This is a genomic window from Nonomuraea sp. NPDC052265, assembly GCF_044547985.1.
In the GTDB taxonomy this organism is placed as follows: domain Bacteria; phylum Actinomycetota; class Actinomycetes; order Streptosporangiales; family Streptosporangiaceae; genus Nonomuraea.
Window position 1 is genome coordinate 343,837 of record NZ_JBIUBJ010000002.1, and the last position, 16,489, is coordinate 360,325.

12 protein-coding genes are annotated in these 16,489 nt (G+C 71.1%); 5 read left to right on the top strand and 7 right to left on the bottom strand.

Translation table 11 applies throughout. From position 1 onward, the window contains the following. Nucleotides 1–66: 66 nt before the first annotated feature. Nucleotides 67–2,178 carry a M6 family metalloprotease domain-containing protein gene (locus tag ACIHAD_RS06705; RefSeq protein WP_397353359.1) on the top strand — a complete coding sequence of 704 codons (2,112 nt, stop codon included), beginning with the start codon at nucleotides 67–69 and terminating at the stop codon, nucleotides 2,176–2,178. A 231-nt stretch (nucleotides 2,179–2,409) separates the two neighbouring features. On the opposite strand, the gene ACIHAD_RS06710 is transcribed toward ACIHAD_RS06705, so the two are convergent. After that, nucleotides 2,410–3,450, bottom strand: coding sequence for a hypothetical protein (locus ACIHAD_RS06710; protein ID WP_397353360.1), 1,041 nt, complete (start codon nucleotides 3,448–3,450; stop codon nucleotides 2,410–2,412). Between the two features lie 73 nt (nucleotides 3,451–3,523). Between ACIHAD_RS06710 and ACIHAD_RS06715 the strand changes: the two genes are divergently transcribed. Then, nucleotides 3,524–4,306 carry a tyrosine-protein phosphatase gene (locus tag ACIHAD_RS06715; protein WP_397353361.1) on the top strand — a complete coding sequence of 261 codons (783 nt, stop codon included), beginning with the start codon at nucleotides 3,524–3,526 and terminating at the stop codon, nucleotides 4,304–4,306. A 9-nt stretch (nucleotides 4,307–4,315) separates the two neighbouring features. Here the strand turns inward: ACIHAD_RS06715 and ACIHAD_RS06720 are convergent, their stop codons facing one another. Beyond that, nucleotides 4,316–5,356 carry a Gfo/Idh/MocA family oxidoreductase gene (locus ACIHAD_RS06720; RefSeq protein WP_397353362.1) on the bottom strand — a complete coding sequence of 347 codons (1,041 nt, stop codon included), beginning with the start codon at nucleotides 5,354–5,356 and terminating at the stop codon, nucleotides 4,316–4,318. 35 nt (nucleotides 5,357–5,391) lie between these two features. Continuing rightward, nucleotides 5,392–6,291, bottom strand: a complete 900-nt coding sequence (locus ACIHAD_RS06725) for a proteasome assembly chaperone family protein (protein ID WP_397353363.1) — start codon at nucleotides 6,289–6,291, stop codon at nucleotides 5,392–5,394. A 610-nt stretch (nucleotides 6,292–6,901) separates the two neighbouring features. Here ACIHAD_RS06725 and ACIHAD_RS06730 point away from each other — a divergent pair. Beyond that, nucleotides 6,902–7,822, top strand: coding sequence for a hypothetical protein (locus tag ACIHAD_RS06730; RefSeq protein ID WP_397353364.1), 921 nt, complete (start codon nucleotides 6,902–6,904; stop codon nucleotides 7,820–7,822). Nucleotides 7,823–7,832: 10 nt separating this feature from the next. On the opposite strand, the gene ACIHAD_RS06735 is transcribed toward ACIHAD_RS06730, so the two are convergent. Next, a complete protein-coding gene (locus ACIHAD_RS06735; RefSeq protein WP_397353365.1) occupies nucleotides 7,833–9,953 on the bottom strand; it encodes an ATP-binding protein in 2,121 nt (706 codons plus the stop codon). Nucleotides 9,954–10,626: 673 nt separating this feature from the next. On the opposite strand from ACIHAD_RS06735, the gene ACIHAD_RS06740 reads away from it, so the two are divergent. Next, complete coding sequence (locus ACIHAD_RS06740) at nucleotides 10,627–11,103, top strand: VOC family protein (protein ID WP_397353366.1); 477 nt, start codon at nucleotides 10,627–10,629, stop codon at nucleotides 11,101–11,103. Here ACIHAD_RS06740 and ACIHAD_RS06745 read toward each other — a convergent pair. The 3 genes from ACIHAD_RS06745 to ACIHAD_RS06755 all read right to left on the bottom strand — a co-directional run bounded on the left by ACIHAD_RS06745 (nucleotide 11,096) and on the right by ACIHAD_RS06755 (nucleotide 15,066). Next, nucleotides 11,096–11,944 carry an ABC transporter permease gene (locus tag ACIHAD_RS06745; protein WP_397353367.1) on the bottom strand — a complete coding sequence of 283 codons (849 nt, stop codon included), beginning with the start codon at nucleotides 11,942–11,944 and terminating at the stop codon, nucleotides 11,096–11,098. The genes ACIHAD_RS06740 and ACIHAD_RS06745 overlap by 8 nt on opposite strands. Then, nucleotides 11,941–14,571: a CocE/NonD family hydrolase gene (locus tag ACIHAD_RS06750; RefSeq protein WP_397353368.1), complete on the bottom strand. Its 2,631-nt coding sequence runs from the start codon at nucleotides 14,569–14,571 to the stop codon at nucleotides 11,941–11,943. Before ACIHAD_RS06750 ends, ACIHAD_RS06745 begins: the two co-directional genes overlap by 4 nt. A gap of 87 nt (nucleotides 14,572–14,658) precedes the next feature. Next, nucleotides 14,659–15,066 carry a PaaI family thioesterase gene (locus ACIHAD_RS06755; RefSeq protein WP_397353369.1) on the bottom strand — a complete coding sequence of 136 codons (408 nt, stop codon included), beginning with the start codon at nucleotides 15,064–15,066 and terminating at the stop codon, nucleotides 14,659–14,661. 52 nt (nucleotides 15,067–15,118) lie between these two features. Between ACIHAD_RS06755 and ACIHAD_RS06760 the strand changes: the two genes are divergently transcribed. Further along, nucleotides 15,119–16,474, top strand: coding sequence for a cytochrome P450 (locus ACIHAD_RS06760; RefSeq protein ID WP_397353370.1), 1,356 nt, complete (start codon nucleotides 15,119–15,121; stop codon nucleotides 16,472–16,474). Nucleotides 16,475–16,489: the final 15 nt, after the last annotated feature.

The window sequence follows — 16,489 nt, forward strand, 5'->3', positions numbered from 1 at the left end:
GGTTGCTACACGTCTTCCCTACAGCTGATCGGTGATCTCCGTCAATATCGTCTATACCGTCAATCCGTGAATGCCCCGAAGAAGCTGCTCAAGGGTTTGCTGGCAGCCATCGTGCTGATCCCGGTGAGCCTGATGGCGACCCCTGCTTCCGCAGCACCCCCCACCGCTGATCCCGAGTACCCCTGGCGGCAGAACCACTGGCCGCAGACCCAGCCCTGGCAGCAGGACGAAGGGGCCGACGCCCAGACGCTGCGCGCCCGTCCTCCCGGCGGCCTCACGCCTCTCGACCCGCAGAACTGGGAGAACCCCGACCACATGACGTGGGCGGACTACAAGAAGCCTCCGGGCACGAACTGGAACGACCCGGCCGTCAAGGGCTCCAAGCGCACCTTCAAGGGCGCGCTGGTGCTGCTCGACTACCCCAACCAGGCGTTCGTCGTCACCCAGCCCAAGGGCTCGACGATCTACGCGAACCCGAGCGCCGAGGCCCACGACGTCCCGCGTGACCAGGTGGCCACGTTCTACCAGGACTTCCTCAACACCCCGAACACCCTCAACAAGGGGCACACCATCCACGAGTACTGGATGGAGGACTCCGGCGGCCGGTACGGCGTCGAGCTGACCGGGTTCGGCCCGTACACGATGCCGGGCAAGGACCACGAGTACGCCCTGGAGCCCGGCTTCAACGGCACCTCCGGCTGCCCGGCGGGCGACACCTGCAACAAGAACCTGCGCATCGACGGCCACAACGCCTGGATCAACGCCGTCGGCGAGGACGTCGCCAAGCAGTACGACTTCGTCTTCTACCTCAGCGCCGGCCAGGACGAGTCGTCCACCTGGCAGGAGTTCGGGATGATGAAGTTCCCGACCAAGGAGGACGTGCCCGACGAGTGGGGCCCGCCCGACCCGGCCCTGCCCAACTGGCTGAAGACCCGCTACGTCGACTGGTCCTCCTGGCAGGCGGCCTCCAACTTCTGGCCCAACGCCAACATCGGCGTGGACTCCGTCCAGGCCGAGAGCTCCGGCATGGCGGTCTACGCCCACGAGTTCAGCCACATCCTCGGCGTGCTGGACAACTACAACAACCCGTACGGGGTGCCGCCGGTCCGGGCCTACACCGGCGTGTGGGAGATGCTCAGCCGCGGCAGCTTCAACGGCCCCGGCGGCCCGCACTCCCGCTGGCTGATCCCGCCCACGGCGGGCGCGTCCATGGGCGCCCAGCACATGCTGCGCAACAAGCTCAAGCTCGGCATGGTGGACGAGCAGAACGTGCTGCGCCTGTCGCGTGAGGCGCTCGACGAGTCCGGCCTGGTCACGGCCAAGATCCTGGCCCGCGCCGTGCGGCCGGGGCAGGACGACCTGGCGGGCGTCAACATCTCCTTCGACGCCCCCGGCGACAAGAGCTCCTGCTCGGCGACCGACCCGCTGTGCGACCGCGGCGGCTACCAGAACTACACGGTCGAGGTCGTGGACCGGATGGGCTCCGACTCCTTCACCCCCGACTCCGGCGTGCTGCTGGCCAAGACCAAGAACGAGGACCGGGCGCCGTTCGAGTGGGTGATCGACGCCAACCCGCAGGACATCGGCATGACCGACTACGTGATGCCCGACGGGACCAAGGTGCCGATCACGGTCGGCGACTACCGCCAGCTCTCCGACGCCCTCTTCCACGCCGGCACCGACTCCGGCAGCCAGTACGAGTACCAGGACCAGGCCAACCGCCTGCACTTCTACGTCACCGACCTCAAGCGCAACCGGAACGGCGAGCTGTCCTACACCGTCGCCGTCCGCTCGCTGGACGGCTCGGGCCCGCAGAAGCGCGGCGTGCGGGTGCTGCCCGCGGCCGGCGTCCCCGCCGGCAAGAACGTCTCCACCTGCACGTTCCCGCTGTTCAACACCGGCAGGGCGGCCCCCGCCCAGGGGCAGCACCCCGAGGACGTCAGCGCCTACCTCAACTCCGACGTCTACCGGGTCAAGGCCGAGGTGCAGGGCAAGGGCTGGACCGCCCAGGTGCCCAACGCCCTGGCCTCCGTCGCCTTCGGCAAGCAGGCGCCGGTGACGGTCAACGCGGTGCGCGCGCCCGGCGGCGACCGCCTGGCCCGGGTCAAGCTCACCGCCACCTCGGAGAGCGACCCGAGCAAGACCGCCACGGCCACCTGCCACGTGATCGGCCTGTAGCGCGACGATGGGGCACGGCTGGCGCCCGCCGTGCCCCATCGGCTTGAATCACCTCCGGAAGGGGGGATTCGGTGCCGGGCAACTTTCCGGACAAACCACCACGTAGGCCGGCGCGGCGGTCGGGCCGCTGGAGCAGGCCAGGGAGATCTACCGGAGCCTGGGCAACGAGGCGGGCACGCGCCGCACCCTGGAGCTCCTGCGCCAGGCCCGGCCCTGACCGCCCGCGGGAGGTCAGGAGTCGCGCGAGGAGTGCCGCTGCGGGCCGGTCGCGCCCCACTCGCCCCGGTCACGTGGTCCGGTCGCGCCGCGCTCGTTCTGGTCACGTGGTCCGGTCGTGCCGCGCTCGTTCCGGTCGTGGGCGCCGGTGCGGGGGCCGATCGCGCCGGTGCCGTACGCGTCGCTGAAGGGGCTCCTCAGCAGCTCGCCCGCCGCCTGCCTGGCCTGCATGACGCTCTCCTCGAACAGCTTGCGCACGTGGGCCGCCTGGTCGGACAGCTCCCTGATGCGCTCGTGCGCCAGCTCGTCCCGTACGGTGTCGGCCAGGAGCTGCTGGTACTCGGGGGTCTTGGCGGCCAGCGCCTCCAGCCGTCTGTGCGCGTGGTAGACCTTGTCCGCCTTGAGCACCTGCTTGGCGTACTTCTCCAGGTGGCGTACGCGGTGCGAGAGCGAGGTCCAGGCGGCGTCGAGGGCGCTGGTGTACGGCTTGAACGCGTCCTCCATGCCCGGCGGCAGCTCGTGGGGGATGATCCGGCCGTGCTCGGCGTGCATCGACGACAGCCGCCGCAGCCGGTGGGCGATCTGCCAGACCTCCTCTGGCAGCGACACCTGGTTCTCCACCGAGTCGATCAGCCCGGCCTTGTGCACCTTGGAGTTCAGCACGGCCGAGGCCGCGTCCTGCGCTCGGCGCAGCAGCACCTGGCAGGGATGGTCGAGGTCCTCGGGGAGGACGTAGCGGTCGGCGTGGGTGGAGGCGAGACGCAGTCTTCGCTTGACGATGCGGTGGGAACTGTCCAACGCCATCCACCGGATCAGGGCGATCAGCCCCATGCCGAGCCCGGCCACGAAGACGACCTCGCTGCTGCGAGTCACTATCAAGATCATCACCAGCAGGGCCGGAAGCGCGAAGAGCAGGGCGGGGCTGAAGCTGGGGTCCATCCGCCTGCCGGAACGGGCCATATGAAGGATGTGCGGGCTCGACCGCAACTCGACCGAGATCTCCGGGGGCAGCGATGGATCGATCACCAGCCGGGGAGGCAGCGCGCGTGGATCCATACGTTCATGCTGCGTTATGAACACGGAATCCGCTCATAATTGGCCGACATATAGGGTCGAGATAATGAATGAGATGACAAGATGGATCGATCTGGAAGGCGCCGTCAACGTACGTGACCTGGGCGAACTTCCCACCCGTGACGGCGGGTTCACCCGCCGCGGCCGGATCCTGCGGGCCGACAACCTGCAGAGCCTCACCCCGGCGGACGTCTCGCTCCTGGTGGGCGAGCTGAACCTGCGCCACGTCGTGGACCTGCGCTCGACCGCCGAGGTCTCCCTGGAGGGCCCCGGCCCGCTGAGCCGGACGCCGGAGGTGACCCACCACCACCTGACGCTGTTCGCCGAGGGCGGCAGGCACACCGACGTCGAGGCCGACTCCATCGACGGCGACCGCGTGCTGCCCTGGCAGGAACGGGTCGTCGACGAGGAACTGCGCGTCACCGGCTTCTACTTCGGCTACCTGCGCGACCGCCCGGACGCCGTCGTGGCGGCCCTGCGCGCCATGTCCCTCGACGACGGCGCCGCGCTGGTGCACTGCGCGGCGGGCAAGGACCGCACCGGGGTGCTGTCGGCCCTGGCGCTGGAGGTGGCCGGGGCCACCCGCGAGGCCATCGTGCACGACTACGTCGCCACGGGCGAGCGCCTGGAGCTGATCCTCAAGCGCCTGCGCGCCAGCGACACCTACCGGGACGACCTCGACTCCCGCCCGACGGACGACCACATGCCCCGGGCCCGCTACATCGAGCAGTTCCTCAAGGTGCTGGACGACCGCTTCGACGGCCCGTCGGGCTGGCTGCGCGGCCACGGCTGGACCGAGGCCGACAACGCCGCCCTGCGAGCCCGCCTGCGCGACTGATCCCGGCGATCAGCCCAGGTGGACGACCATGCGCTGGGCGGCCGACAGATGGGCGGCCTCGATGACCTCCAGCGTGTCGATCGCGCCGCGCGGGTCGACCGGCGGTGGCGCGCCCTCGCGCAGGGCGCGCTCCACCCCGCGGTAGAAGTCCAGGTACGCGCCCGGCTCGGTGGGGACCGGCCGGGCGTCGTCGTCGGTGCCGAGCAGGCCCCAGCGGCTCTCCTCGTCCGCGCCGAACCCGGGCGAGTCCGGCGTCAGGCCCGCCCGCAGGCGCTCCTCCTGCACGTCCATGCCGTGCTTGACGTACGCGCCCGCCGAGCCCAGCACCCGCAGCCGGGGGCCGAGCCGCGCCGCCACCGAGCTGGCCCACAGGTGGGAACGCACCCCGCCCGCGTGCCGGAGCGCGATGAACGTGTCGTCGTCGGAGGCCACGCCCTCCCGTCGGACGTCGCTCTCGCAGTAGACCTCGCGCGCCGGGCCGAACAGCCGCAGCGCCTGGTCGACCAGGTGGGTGCCCAGGTCGTAGAGCAGGCCGCCGATCTCCTCCGCGCCGCCGGTCTCCCGCCAGCCGCCCTTGGGCACCGGCCGCCAGCGTTCGAACCTCGACTCGTACCGCAGCACGTCGCCGAGCCGGCCCTCGGCGACCAGCCGCCGTACGGTGAGGAAGTCGCCGTCCCAGCGCCGGTTCTGGAACACGGTCAGCATGACGCCGGCCTCCTCGGCCAGCCGGACCAGCTCTCGGGCCTCCTCGGCGGTGCGCGCCACCGGTTTGTCCACCACGACGGGCAGGCCCTCGGCGAGCGCGGCGGCGGCCATGCTCACGTGCGTCCGGTTGGGCGAGGCGACCACCACGAGGTCGCTGTGCTCCCACAGGTCGCCTACGTCCGCCACGCCGGCCGCGCCGTACCGGCGGGCCACCTCGGCCTGCCGCTCCGGGTTGCGCGTCACGACCGCGGACAGCCGCAGCCCCGGAGTGGCATGGACGAGCGGGGCGTGGAAGTACGCGCCCGCGGTGCCGTATCCGATCAGGCCGACCCGGAACTCGCTCATCGGCCCAGGTTAGCCGGTACGGCCCCGGAGCCCCCTTACTCGTCGTCGCGTTCGGCGAGGAAACGTTCGAACTGGGCGGCCAGCTCGTCGCCCGTGGGCATCGGGGTCGTCTCGGCCATCAGGTTCTGCCGCTCCGAGCCGCCCGCGAACGCGTCATACTGCTGCTCCAGCCCGCTGATGGCGGTCGACAGCTCCGAGGACGCCTGGATCTGCTCCTCGATCTCCGCCGTCGTACGGTCGGCCGCGTCGCGCAGCGCCTCCATCGGGAACACCAGGCCGGTGCCCCGCGTCACCGCCTCCAGCCCGGTCACCGCCGCCGTCGGGTACTCCGCCTGCGACAGGTAGTGCGGCACGTGCACCGCGTACCCGACCGCGTCGTGCCCCTGCGCGCCCAGCCGCAGCTCCAGCAGCGCGGCCGCGCTCCCCGGCACTTGGACCCGGCCGAAGGCGCTGGTCTGCGAGTTGATCAGCTCGGGGCGGCTGGCGTGCATGGTGATGCCCAGCGGGCGCGTGTGCGGCACCGCCATGGGGATGCCGTGCAGCGTGACGATCTTGCTCACCCGCAGGCGTTCCAGCAACTCTCCCACCGCGCGGGTGAACAGCTCCCACTCCCGGTCCGGCTCCGGGCCGCTCATCAACAGGAACGGCGTGCCCGTGGCGTCATGGGCGACATGGACGGCCAGTTCGGGGGTCTCACACTCGACCCAGCGGTCGGTGTCGAAGGTCATGATGGGCCGCCGGGACCGGTAGTCGAGCAACCGGTCCACGTCGAACGTCGCCACGACCCGGTGCTCCAGCTCGGCCAGCAGGTGGCCCAGCGCGAGGCGTCCGGCGCCGCCCGCGTCGACGAAACCGTCGAAGTGGTACAGCAACACCGGATCGGTCAGCTCGGGCGCGTCGTCTGCGAGCCTGTAGAGATCCTTCGGGTCGAACACGGTTGGACAGCCTTTCCCTAGGTACTCTTCCCCAGAACCTATGGTGAGTCGGATCGATTCCGCGCAAGGCACCCTATCGAGGGGCAATCCATCGCCTGGACGGGGATCGGGATGTCCGAGCCGGCCGGAGCGGGCGGCTCCAGGACGCCGCCGCCGCCGGCCCGGAGGCTGGCGGTCCGGTCAATCTCGCCATCATTGAAGGTGACACTTTGCTGATGATCGCGGATCGACGCGGTCGCGTGGGGCCGGGTGAATGCCTTTCACGTACGGATCCGGCCCCGATCGCGCGAACGACGCCGCCCTCCGGGGCCGTGTTCCGTCAGAAGTCGGCCGTGGTCAGAGCGCTGCCGGAGACGGAGGCCGATCCGCGGGACGGCACCCCGTCGGCATAGGACCCGGTCTGAATGATGGCAAATGCCTAGTTTATCCACGGGCTCCCTTGGAGGGATCCATAGTGTGAAAAAGGCATTAAAGGGCTCCAAGTTGTCGAGTGTGGCCTTTTGAACAGCCGATCGTCATGCTGAAGGACGTGGCAACTTCTGCGCATTCCTTCAGCAAGCGACCGCTCCACATCCCTCCGCTCCCGTGCCCGTTCCCGAACGAGATCAACGTGCATGCCACGGAGGTCGACGCGGAGAGCCACGCGTGGCTGGCCGCCTCCAACATGCTCAAGGGCGCCGACACCATCGAGCACTTCCGGCGCTCCAAGATCGGCCTGCTCGCGGCCCGTACCAACCCCGAGGTCCCGCGAGACAGCCTCCGGCTGATCAACGACTGGTACAACTGGCTGTTCGCGTTCGACGACGCGTTCTGCGAGGGCGAGCTGATGGGGCACCGGGCCTCCGCGCTCGCCCGCGCCCTGCCACCGCTCCTGGAGATCCTGGACGACCGCAGAGAGCCCGACGACACCGACCCCTTCGGGCTCGCCCTCAACGAACTCCTCCACCGCATTGTCGGCAGCTCCACCCCGGCACAGGTGGACCGGTGGCGCATCACGGTCAAGGAGTACCTGTTCGCCCAGATATGGGAGGCGGCCAACCGCGAGGTCGACCTCATCCCCACCCCGCAGGACTACGTCCTGATGCGCCGCATCACCGGAGCCACCTACACCTGTTTCGCCCTCATCGACGCGGGCGGCGGCTACCGCCTCGAAGCCGAGGAGTGGCACCATCCTGACGTACGCATGCTGTCCGACCTGGCCTGCGACCTCATCGGCTGGGACAACGACCTCCTCTCCTACGCCAAGGAGCGGGGCAACGACAAGGCCAGGCACAACCTCGTCACCGTGCTGGCCACCCACAAGAACCTCACCCTCCAGGAAGCCCTCCTGGAGGTCTCCGACATGCACAACCAGGCGATCGCCGCCTTCCTCGACCGGCGCAAGGCGCTGGAGGAGTGGGCCCCGCCGCCGGTCCGCACGTACGTCCGCGGCCTTGAGCACTGGGTACGCGGGCACATCGAGTTCTCGCTGGGCAGCGCGCGTTACGTGCACGCGTGGCCGGCGGGCACTCGCTGGCCCCAGGCCGTCTGAGGCCCCGAGGTCAGTCCTCGGCCGGGGCGTCCAGGTCGCCGAGCGCGAGCGCGGACGCCTCGTCGAGGTCGAGGCGGGCGCCGTTCTCGAAGGCGTTCTTGTAGGCCAGGTCCCCCATCATCGACTTGCAGTCCTCGACGCACGCGTCGTGGTCGTCGGTCAGGAACGGCGCGCCCATCTGCGGCAGGCCCGCCGTCCGCCAGTTCTGCTGCAACGCGCCCAGCAGCTTGGCCGCCGGCGGCGCCTGCTTGAGCGCGATGAGGATGCGCGCGGTCGTCTCCAGGACCAGCAGCGTGCCGAGCGTGTCGTGGAAGTGCCGCTTGATCCGCAGGCCCTCGCGGGCGTTGTGCAGCGCCTCTGCCGGCCTGGCGGTGGCCAGCCGCGTGCGCGACATCGCCCACTGCGCGTACGAGCTGACCCACAGCTCGCCGCGCTCCCGGCACACCTGGAGGCAGTCCTGGAGCAGCGACTCGGCCTCGAACAGCTCGCCCTGCGCCGACAGCACCAGCGACAGCTCGACGATCGCGGGCAGCAGGCCCGGGTTGAGCTCCTTGTTGTCGGTGTTGAACTCGATCGCCACGCCCAGCAGCGCGCTGGCCTTCTGCAGGTCGCCCTGCAGCAGCGCGGCCGTGCCCTGCATCTTCGAGGCCAGGATCACCGCCCTGGAGTCGCCGACCCGGACGGCCTCCGTGCTGCACTGCTCGGCCGCCGTCAGCGCGCCGACGCTGTCACCCTGGGCGCTGCGCACGTAGGACAACACCCACAGCGCCTTGCAGCGCTCCTTGCTCGGCGCGGGATTGGCCTCAAGCGCGCGTTCGAGGTAGAGACGCCCCTCCCGCACGAAACCACAGCACACCCACATGAACCACAACGACGCCAGCAACGTGAGCGCCGAGGCGCTGCGCAGCGGTGACGACAGCGCGTGCTCCAGCGCGACCCGCACGTTGTCGTGTTCCTGCCGCATGCGCACGAACCAGTAGATCTGGCGCGGGCCCGACCACGCGTCCTCGCTGCGCTGGGCCAGGCTCAGGTAGTACTCCAGATGGCGCTGCCGCATCTGCTCGGACTGGCCGAGCTTGTCCAGCCACTCCTCGCCGTACTCGGCCAGCGTGTCGATCAGCTTGTAGCGGACGCCGGAGTGGTGGCTCCTGATCAGCAGGATCGACTTCTCCACCAGCCCGGTGACCAGGTCGGTGACGTCCTCCGAGGGCAGGCGCCCGTCGGAGCAGACGAACCTGGCCGCGTCGAGCTCGAAGTCTCCGGCGAACACCGACAGCCGCGCCCACAGCAACCGCTCGGCGGGCTCGCACAGCTCATGGCTCCAGCCGATCGCCGCCCGAAGCGTCGCGTGACGCGGCAGCGCCGTACGGCTCGCGCCGGCCAGCAGGCTGAACCGGTCGGCCAGCAGCCCGAGGATCTGCTCCACCGACAGGGCGCGCAGCCGCACCGCCGCCAGCTCGATCGCCAGCGGGATGCCGTCGAGCCTGCGGCACAGCTCGGCCACCGCGCCGAGGTTGGCCTCGTCGAGCTGGAAGTCGGGCACGACCGCCCCCGCCCGCAGCGCGAACAGCTGGACCGACTCGTTGGTGAACAGGTTCTCCGCCGGGTCGTCGCCGGGCACCAGCAGCGGCGGGACCGGCACCACCTGCTCGTACGGCAGGTGGAGCGACTGCCTGCTCGTGGCCAGCACCTTCAGGTTGGGCGCGGCCTCCAGCAGCTCGTGGACCAGCTCGGCGCAGCCCTGCACCAGGTGTTCGCAGGTGTCGATGATGAGCAGCATGTCGCGGTCGCCGACCCACTCCGACAGCGACTCCGACTCCGCCCGCGAGGACTGGTCGGCGATGCCGAGCGCCGAGGCGATCGTGTGCCTGACCATGCCCGCGTCCTGCAACCGGGCCAGGTCGGCGAACCACACGCCGTCGGGGTACTGGGTGCGGACCTGGTGCGCCAGCCGCAGCACCGTGCGCGACTTGCCCACACCGCCGATGCCGGTGACGGTCACCAGCCGGGACTCGGCGAGATGCCGCTTGAGGTTGGCGAGTAACCGGGTCCGCCCCACGAAGCTGGTGAGCTCCGCCGGTAGATTGCCTTCTCTCCGCCAGCCTGTAGGGGTGGCCATGCGCAGCCTCACGGGGGATCGGCGACACCTGCTCTGGCATCGTACCGCCGGGCGCGAGGGCTGTCCGTGGAGCCGGGAATACGACCGGTGTTGGTTTGTACGTCTCGGTAGCATGTTTCCCGTGGACGAATTTCTCCCGGAGCAGACTTCGGACGACACCGACCTCGGTTGGGGCGACTGGCGCGAAGCCGACCCCGACGCCTTCTACCTCGACAACAAGCCTCCTCACTGGGGCTGACCACACCACCCGGGCCCTCACCCGGCCCGGTGCAACTTTCCCGCCGCCCCCGCGCGCACCCCCGAACCGGCCCTCCCGAACCCCCTTTCCGGCCCCCCACCCCACCACTCTTAAGTACGCCACCCTCCGGCCCCGCGACGTCCGGCCCCGCGACGTCCGGCTCTGCTCCTGGCGGGCGACGTCCCGTACCCGGCCAGAGGGCATGAAGGGGACACGGCGGCGGTGTGCTGGGCGCACATGAGCCTGCGCATGGTCCACTGGGCGATCCGCCACTTCGGCGCCTCAGACGTGACCGCCTGGCCGGACGTCTCCGCCCGCCTCAGACCTTTCTGAAAATTCTCCGGGACGGGTGTCGATCCCGCCCGATCCCGTTCGACGCGTCGATGAAAGAGGGGGACGGGCACGGACCCGGCCCCCGCGACCCGTCTCGAAAGGACGACCGGCGACATGCAGAAGATCACCACCTACCTGTGGTTCGACAACCAGGCCGAGGAGGCGGCCGAGTTCTACACCGCGCTCTTCGCCGACTCCCGCATCCTGGACGTCCAGCGCTACGCCGAGGGCGCCCCCGGGCCCGCCGGGCAGGCCATGATGGTCACCTTCGAGCTGGCCGGACAGCGCTTCATGGCCCTGAACGGCGGCCCGCGGTACACCTTCACCGAGGCGATCTCCCTCTACGTCGACTGCACCTCCCAGGAGGAGGTCGACGAGCTGTGGGCCAAGCTCACCGACGGGGGCGAGGAGTCGCAGTGCGGCTGGCTGAAGGACCGGTACGGCCTGTCGTGGCAGATCGTCCCCAGGGCCCTGCAGGAGCTGATGAGCGTGCCGGACCCGGCCGCCGCCCAGCGGGTCGTGCAGGCCATGCTGGGCATGCGGAAGATCGACGTCAAGGGCCTGGAGGACGCCGCCAAGGGCGTCAGCTGACCACGTCCTTGCGCCGGAACCTGCGGAAGGCCACGGCGATGAGGATCGCGGCATAGGTGATCGACACCGAGGCGCCCTTGGCCATCCCGCTCCAGTCGAGCTCGGGGGCCAGGGCGTCCAGCCACGCGTTGTTCCAGAACGTCGGCAGGAACTCGCGCAGCGTCCCCAGCGCCTCGACCGCCTGCAGGATGGTGCACACGATCCACAGGCCCACCGCCCCGCCCACCGCGCCGAGCGGCGAGTCGGTCACCGTGGAGACGAGGAACGCCAGGGCCGCCACCACGAGCTGGCTGACCAGGGCGTAACCGATCACGATGCCGAACCGGGGCAGCACGTCGAGCGCCGGGATCGTCTCGCCGGTGCCGGGCACCTGGATGTCGTGCCAGCCGAACGCGACCGTGCCGGCCAGCAGCGCCATCAGCGGCAGGCAGATCACCGCCGCCGCCGAGAAGCCCACCGCCACGATCAGCTTCTGCCGCAGCAGGCGGTCACGGGGGACCGGCGCGGCCAGCAGGTAACGCAACGACGACCAGTTGGCCTCGGCGGCCACCGTGTCGCCGCAGAACAGCGCGACCGCCACCACCAGCAGGAAGCTCGCCGACACCGACAGGGCGAAGGCGGCGAAGTTCAGGCCGCTCGCGGTGGCCAGGTCGCTGATCCGCACCGAGGACTGCCCCTGGTTGCCGGACTGCGGCCCGAACTGGAACGCGATCACCAGCACCCACGGCAACGCCAGCAGCAGCCCGAACATGACCAGCGTCCGCCGCCGCTTGAACTGCCTGACGATCTCCACGCGCAGCGGCAGCGTGCGGCGCGGCGCGTAGCCCGGCGCGGCGGTCATGATCTGTCTCCGATGAGGTCGAGGAACACGTCTTCCAGGCGCGGACCGCCGTGCCCGTTGCCGGCCGCCGAGCTCAGCAGCCGCGACACCGGTCCGGTGGAGACCAGCCGCCCGCGGTGCATGACGACCACGTGGCTGCAGGTCTGCTCCACCTCGGCCAGCATGTGGCTGGAGACGATCACGGTACGGCCCTCGCGCGCGTAGCGCTTGAGCACCTCGCGCATCTCCCTGATCTGGGGCGGGTCGAGGCCGTTGGTGGGCTCGTCGAGCACCAGGAGGTCGGGCAGGCCGAGCATGGCCTGGGCGATGGCCAGGCGCTGGCGCATGCCCTGGGAGTAGGTGCGCACGGCGCGTTCGAGCGCCTTGCTCAGGCCCGCGATCTCCAGCGCCTCCTCGAAGTGCGCGTCGGCGGCCGGGCGGCCGGTGGCGGCCCAGTAGAGCTCGATGTTGTCGCGGCCGGACAGGTGCGGCAGGAAACCGGGCCCCTCCACGAACGACCCGAGCCTGGACAACACGGGCGCGCCCGGGGTGACGGGGTCGCCGAAGATCCGGATCTCGCCGGCGTCGGGGCGGATGAGGCCCATCATCATCCGCATCGTGGTCGTCTTGCCGGCGCCGTTGGGGCCGAGGAGGCCGAGGACCTGGCCCTGCTCGACCCGGAACGACAGCCCGTCGACGGCCCGCTCGCCGTTGCGGTACGCCTTCGTCAGCCCGACGATCTCCAACGGCACCTCCCGCCCCTCTGCCGCGGACGGTGTGCCGGTGGGGGTTTCGGCCGGTTCCGTTGCCGGGACGGGGGGTGCGGGGGTGCGGCGCGACAGGGCGCCGCGGCCCGAGGTGCGGCCGGTGGTCAGCAGGAGGGCGGCGAGGAGCACGGCGGCCAGCGGCATCGCCCACACCCACCAGGCCACCCCGGTCGGCGGCGCGGCGAGCGTGCGGACCGTGGGGACGGCCAGCGCGCGCGAGGCCAGGGAGACCCCGAACGCGGCGGGCTCGGCCGGGGTCGCGAACCCCATGTCCGTCGTGGTCACCACCAGCCGCAGCCGGTGGCCCACGGCGAACCGGTGATCGACCGCCGGCAGGGTGACCGTCGCCTCGGCGGAGCCGGCCCCCTCGGGGATGGTGACCCGGAACGGCGCCACCAGCCCCGCCGGCAGCGTCGGCGGCTGCACGGCGTCGGCCACGTCGTAGAGCTTGGCGAACAGCGTCGCCTGGCCCTTGCCCGATACCTTGATCTTGACCGTGGGGCTGCCGGTGAGCTGGAGCGGAGCGGTGAGCGGCGGCGACTCGAACGCCGCGCTCTGGCCGGGCATGTCGATGGACACGCCCGCGCCGCCCTGGCCGCTCAGCAGCCCCCCGACGCCGGGAACGGTCGAGATCGAGGCGGGGGCGCCACCGGGCGGGTTGATGACGTTCTGCTCGGGGCCGGCGAGCTGCACCGTGGTGGTGTCGGTGCCGGCCAGGCCGGGGTAGGAGCCGGCCTCGGGGTGGAGCCTGATGCGCTGGCGGGTGCCGGGGTCGCGGCCGCCGTCACGGGTGACGGTGAACGCGCTGACCGCGGGCGCGGCCTCGCGCTTGAGGTGGCGGGCGAACCAGGCGGAGGACTGGTCGTAGAGCCAGTCGGCCTCGCCGTTGCCGCCGTCGTGCCCGCCGTCGAACCAGGCCAGGTTCACCGGCGTGCCGGCGGCGGCGATGGCCCTGGCGTTGGCGTCGGCATGGGAGAGCGGGAACAGGGAGTCGCGCTGGCCCTGGAGAAGCAGGGTGGGCGCCTTGATCCGGCCGGCCACGGTGACCGGGCTGGATCTGCGCAGCAGCGCGATCGCCTCGGGCGTCGCCCGGCCGTCTGCGGCGACCTGCTGGTAGACGTCGCAGATCGCCGGCAGGAAGCGGCCGCACCTGGCCTGTTCGGCGGTCAGCGGGGCGGCGGCCTCACGGCGGGACTGGGCGGCGAAGGTGTCGAGGGAGACGCCCTGGCCGAAGAAGATGCCCGCCCACATGCGCTTGAAGACGCCGTCGCCCGCGCCCTGACCGATCGCGGCCTGGGCGCCCGACCCCGCGGCGGACCCGCCGGCGGCGGCGTCGGGGAAGAGGGCGTCGGCCAGGTCGGCCCAGGTGATCTGCGGGACGATGGCGTCGATGCGCTGGTCGAAGGCGGCGGTCATCAGGGCGATGGCACCGCCGTACGAGCCGCCCGTGATGCCCACACGAGGGTCGCCGGCGGCGTCGAGCTGGACCTCGGGCCGCCTGGCCAGCCAGTCGACGAGCTGCTTGACGTCTTTGACCTCGTAGTCGGGGGAGTTGAGCGCGATCTCGCCCGTGGAACGGCCGAAACCGCGCGCGGACCAGGTCAGCACGGCGTAGCCGTCCTGGGCCAGGCGGGCCGCCTGCAGGCGGACGCTCTGCTTGCTGCCGCCGAACCCGTGGGCGACCAGCACGGCGGGCGCCTTCCCACCGCCCGCGGGTGGGAAGAACGTGGCGTCGAGCTCCACCCGCTGGTCGTCGGCGGGCCCGTCGACGACCGTGATCCGCTGGTCCTGACCGCGCGCCTCCGCGGAGGACGGCCACACCACCCACGTCGTCACCCCGATGACGGCGAGCACCGCGACCAGCGCGGCCACACGTTTCATGGCGGTGAGCCTACTTTCCGCACCTGAGAGATCCCTGAGACGGACCGCCGGGGGAGGCGGCGGTCACCGGTCACCGGACGTCGGCCGTCAGCCGAGGATCGCGTAGACGGTCGAGGCGTGCGCGGCCGGGTCGCCGTCGCCGTCGGGGGTCAGCGTGACCTCCGAGAAGGCCAGCGAACGCCCCAGCTTGGTGACGCGTGCGTCGAGCAGCACGTCGCGCCCCACCACCGGCCGCTGGAACGTGGTGGACTGCTGCACGGTCGTCATCGGCACGAACCCGCCCCTGGCGGAGGAGATCGCGATGACGGTGGCGGTGTCGGCGGCGGCCATCATCGCCTGGCCGCACAGCCCGCCGCCTTCCCGCGCCAGAGCGTCGGACCAGGGAAGCCGGACGAGGGCATGGCGCTCGCCCACCTCCTCCACCCGCAGCCCTAGTTCCTGGATCCAGGGAGCGAAGTATTGCCGGAGAATCGCCTCTGCGTCTTCTGGAGTCACGCGCTCATCATGCACGCTGTAGGGCATGGCGGAGGAGCGGAGCGAGCGTCCTGTGGATAACCCTGCCGAAGCACGAAGCGGGCGTGCGGCGCACGACCCGGCCCGGGAACCGGGTGGGCGTCCGGCGGACGACCTGGCGGAGGTGTTCCTGCCGTCCACCTACGCGGCGGGCGTCCCCTATGACCTGTACGCCCGGCTCCGCCGTGACAGCCCGGTCTGCTGGATCCCGGAGCCGGCCGTGGGCCCCTGGCGTGAGGGGCCGGGCTACTGGGGGGTGTTCCGGCACGCCGACGTCAAACGGGTGCTGCGCAGCCCCGACGACTTCTCCTCCCACCTCGGCGCCACCCAGATCCGCGACCCCGACACCCCTGCCGACCTGGAGTTCGTCCGGTCGATGATGCTCAACATGGACCCGCCCGACCACTCCAGGCTGCGCCGGATCGTGGCGGCCGCCTTCACGCCGCGCGCCGTCCGCGCCCTGGAACGCACGATCAAGGACCGGGTGACGGCGTTGCTCGCGCCCGGCGAGTGCGACTTCGTCGAGGTGGCCGCCGACCTGCCCGTCTGGACGCTGGCCCACATCATGGGCGTGCCCGAGCAGGACAGACGGCTGCTGTACGACTGGGCCTCCCGCGTCATCGGCTACCAGGACGACGACTACGCCGGCCTGTCCACGGCCGAGGTCGAGTCCCTGACCCCCGTGGGCCGCCTGGCGGTCGCCGCCCGCCCCGAGCTCGGGCCCGGCACGAACCCCAGGTCCAGGGCCGCGCTCGCCGACATGTTCGCCTACGCCCACGCCCTGGCCGACACCCCGCACGAGTCGGTCATGTCCGCCATGAGGAAGGGCGGGCTGACCGAGGCCGAGTTCGAGAACATGTTCTTCCTGTTCGCCGTCGCCGGGAACGAGACCCTGCGCAACGGCATCCCCGGCGGCCTGCTCACCCTGCTCGGCCACCCCGCCGAGCTGGCCCGGCTGCGCGCCGACCCGTCGCTGCTGGAGTCCGCGGTCGAGGAGATGCTGCGCCACTGGCCACCGGTGATGGACTTCCGCCGGACGGCCACCCGCGACCTCACACTCGGCGGCCGCCGCATCCAGGCGGGGCAGAAGGTGGTCGTCTACCACGCCTCGGCCAACCGCGACCCGGCCGTCTTCACCGACCCCGACCGCTTCGACGTCGCCCGCACCCCCAACGACCACGTCAGCTTCGGGTTCGGCCCGCACTTCTGCCTCGGCGCCCACCTGGCCCGCGTCCAGCTCCGCGCGGTCTTCACCGAGCTGCTCGCCTGGGACGTCGAACCGGCCGGCCCCCCGGTACGGCTGACGTCCAACTTCCAGAACGGGCTCAAGCACCTCCCGGTACGTCTGACCCGCAAGCCTCCCCGAAGCGGCCCACAATTAGACAAATGAGACATCTGAGACCGA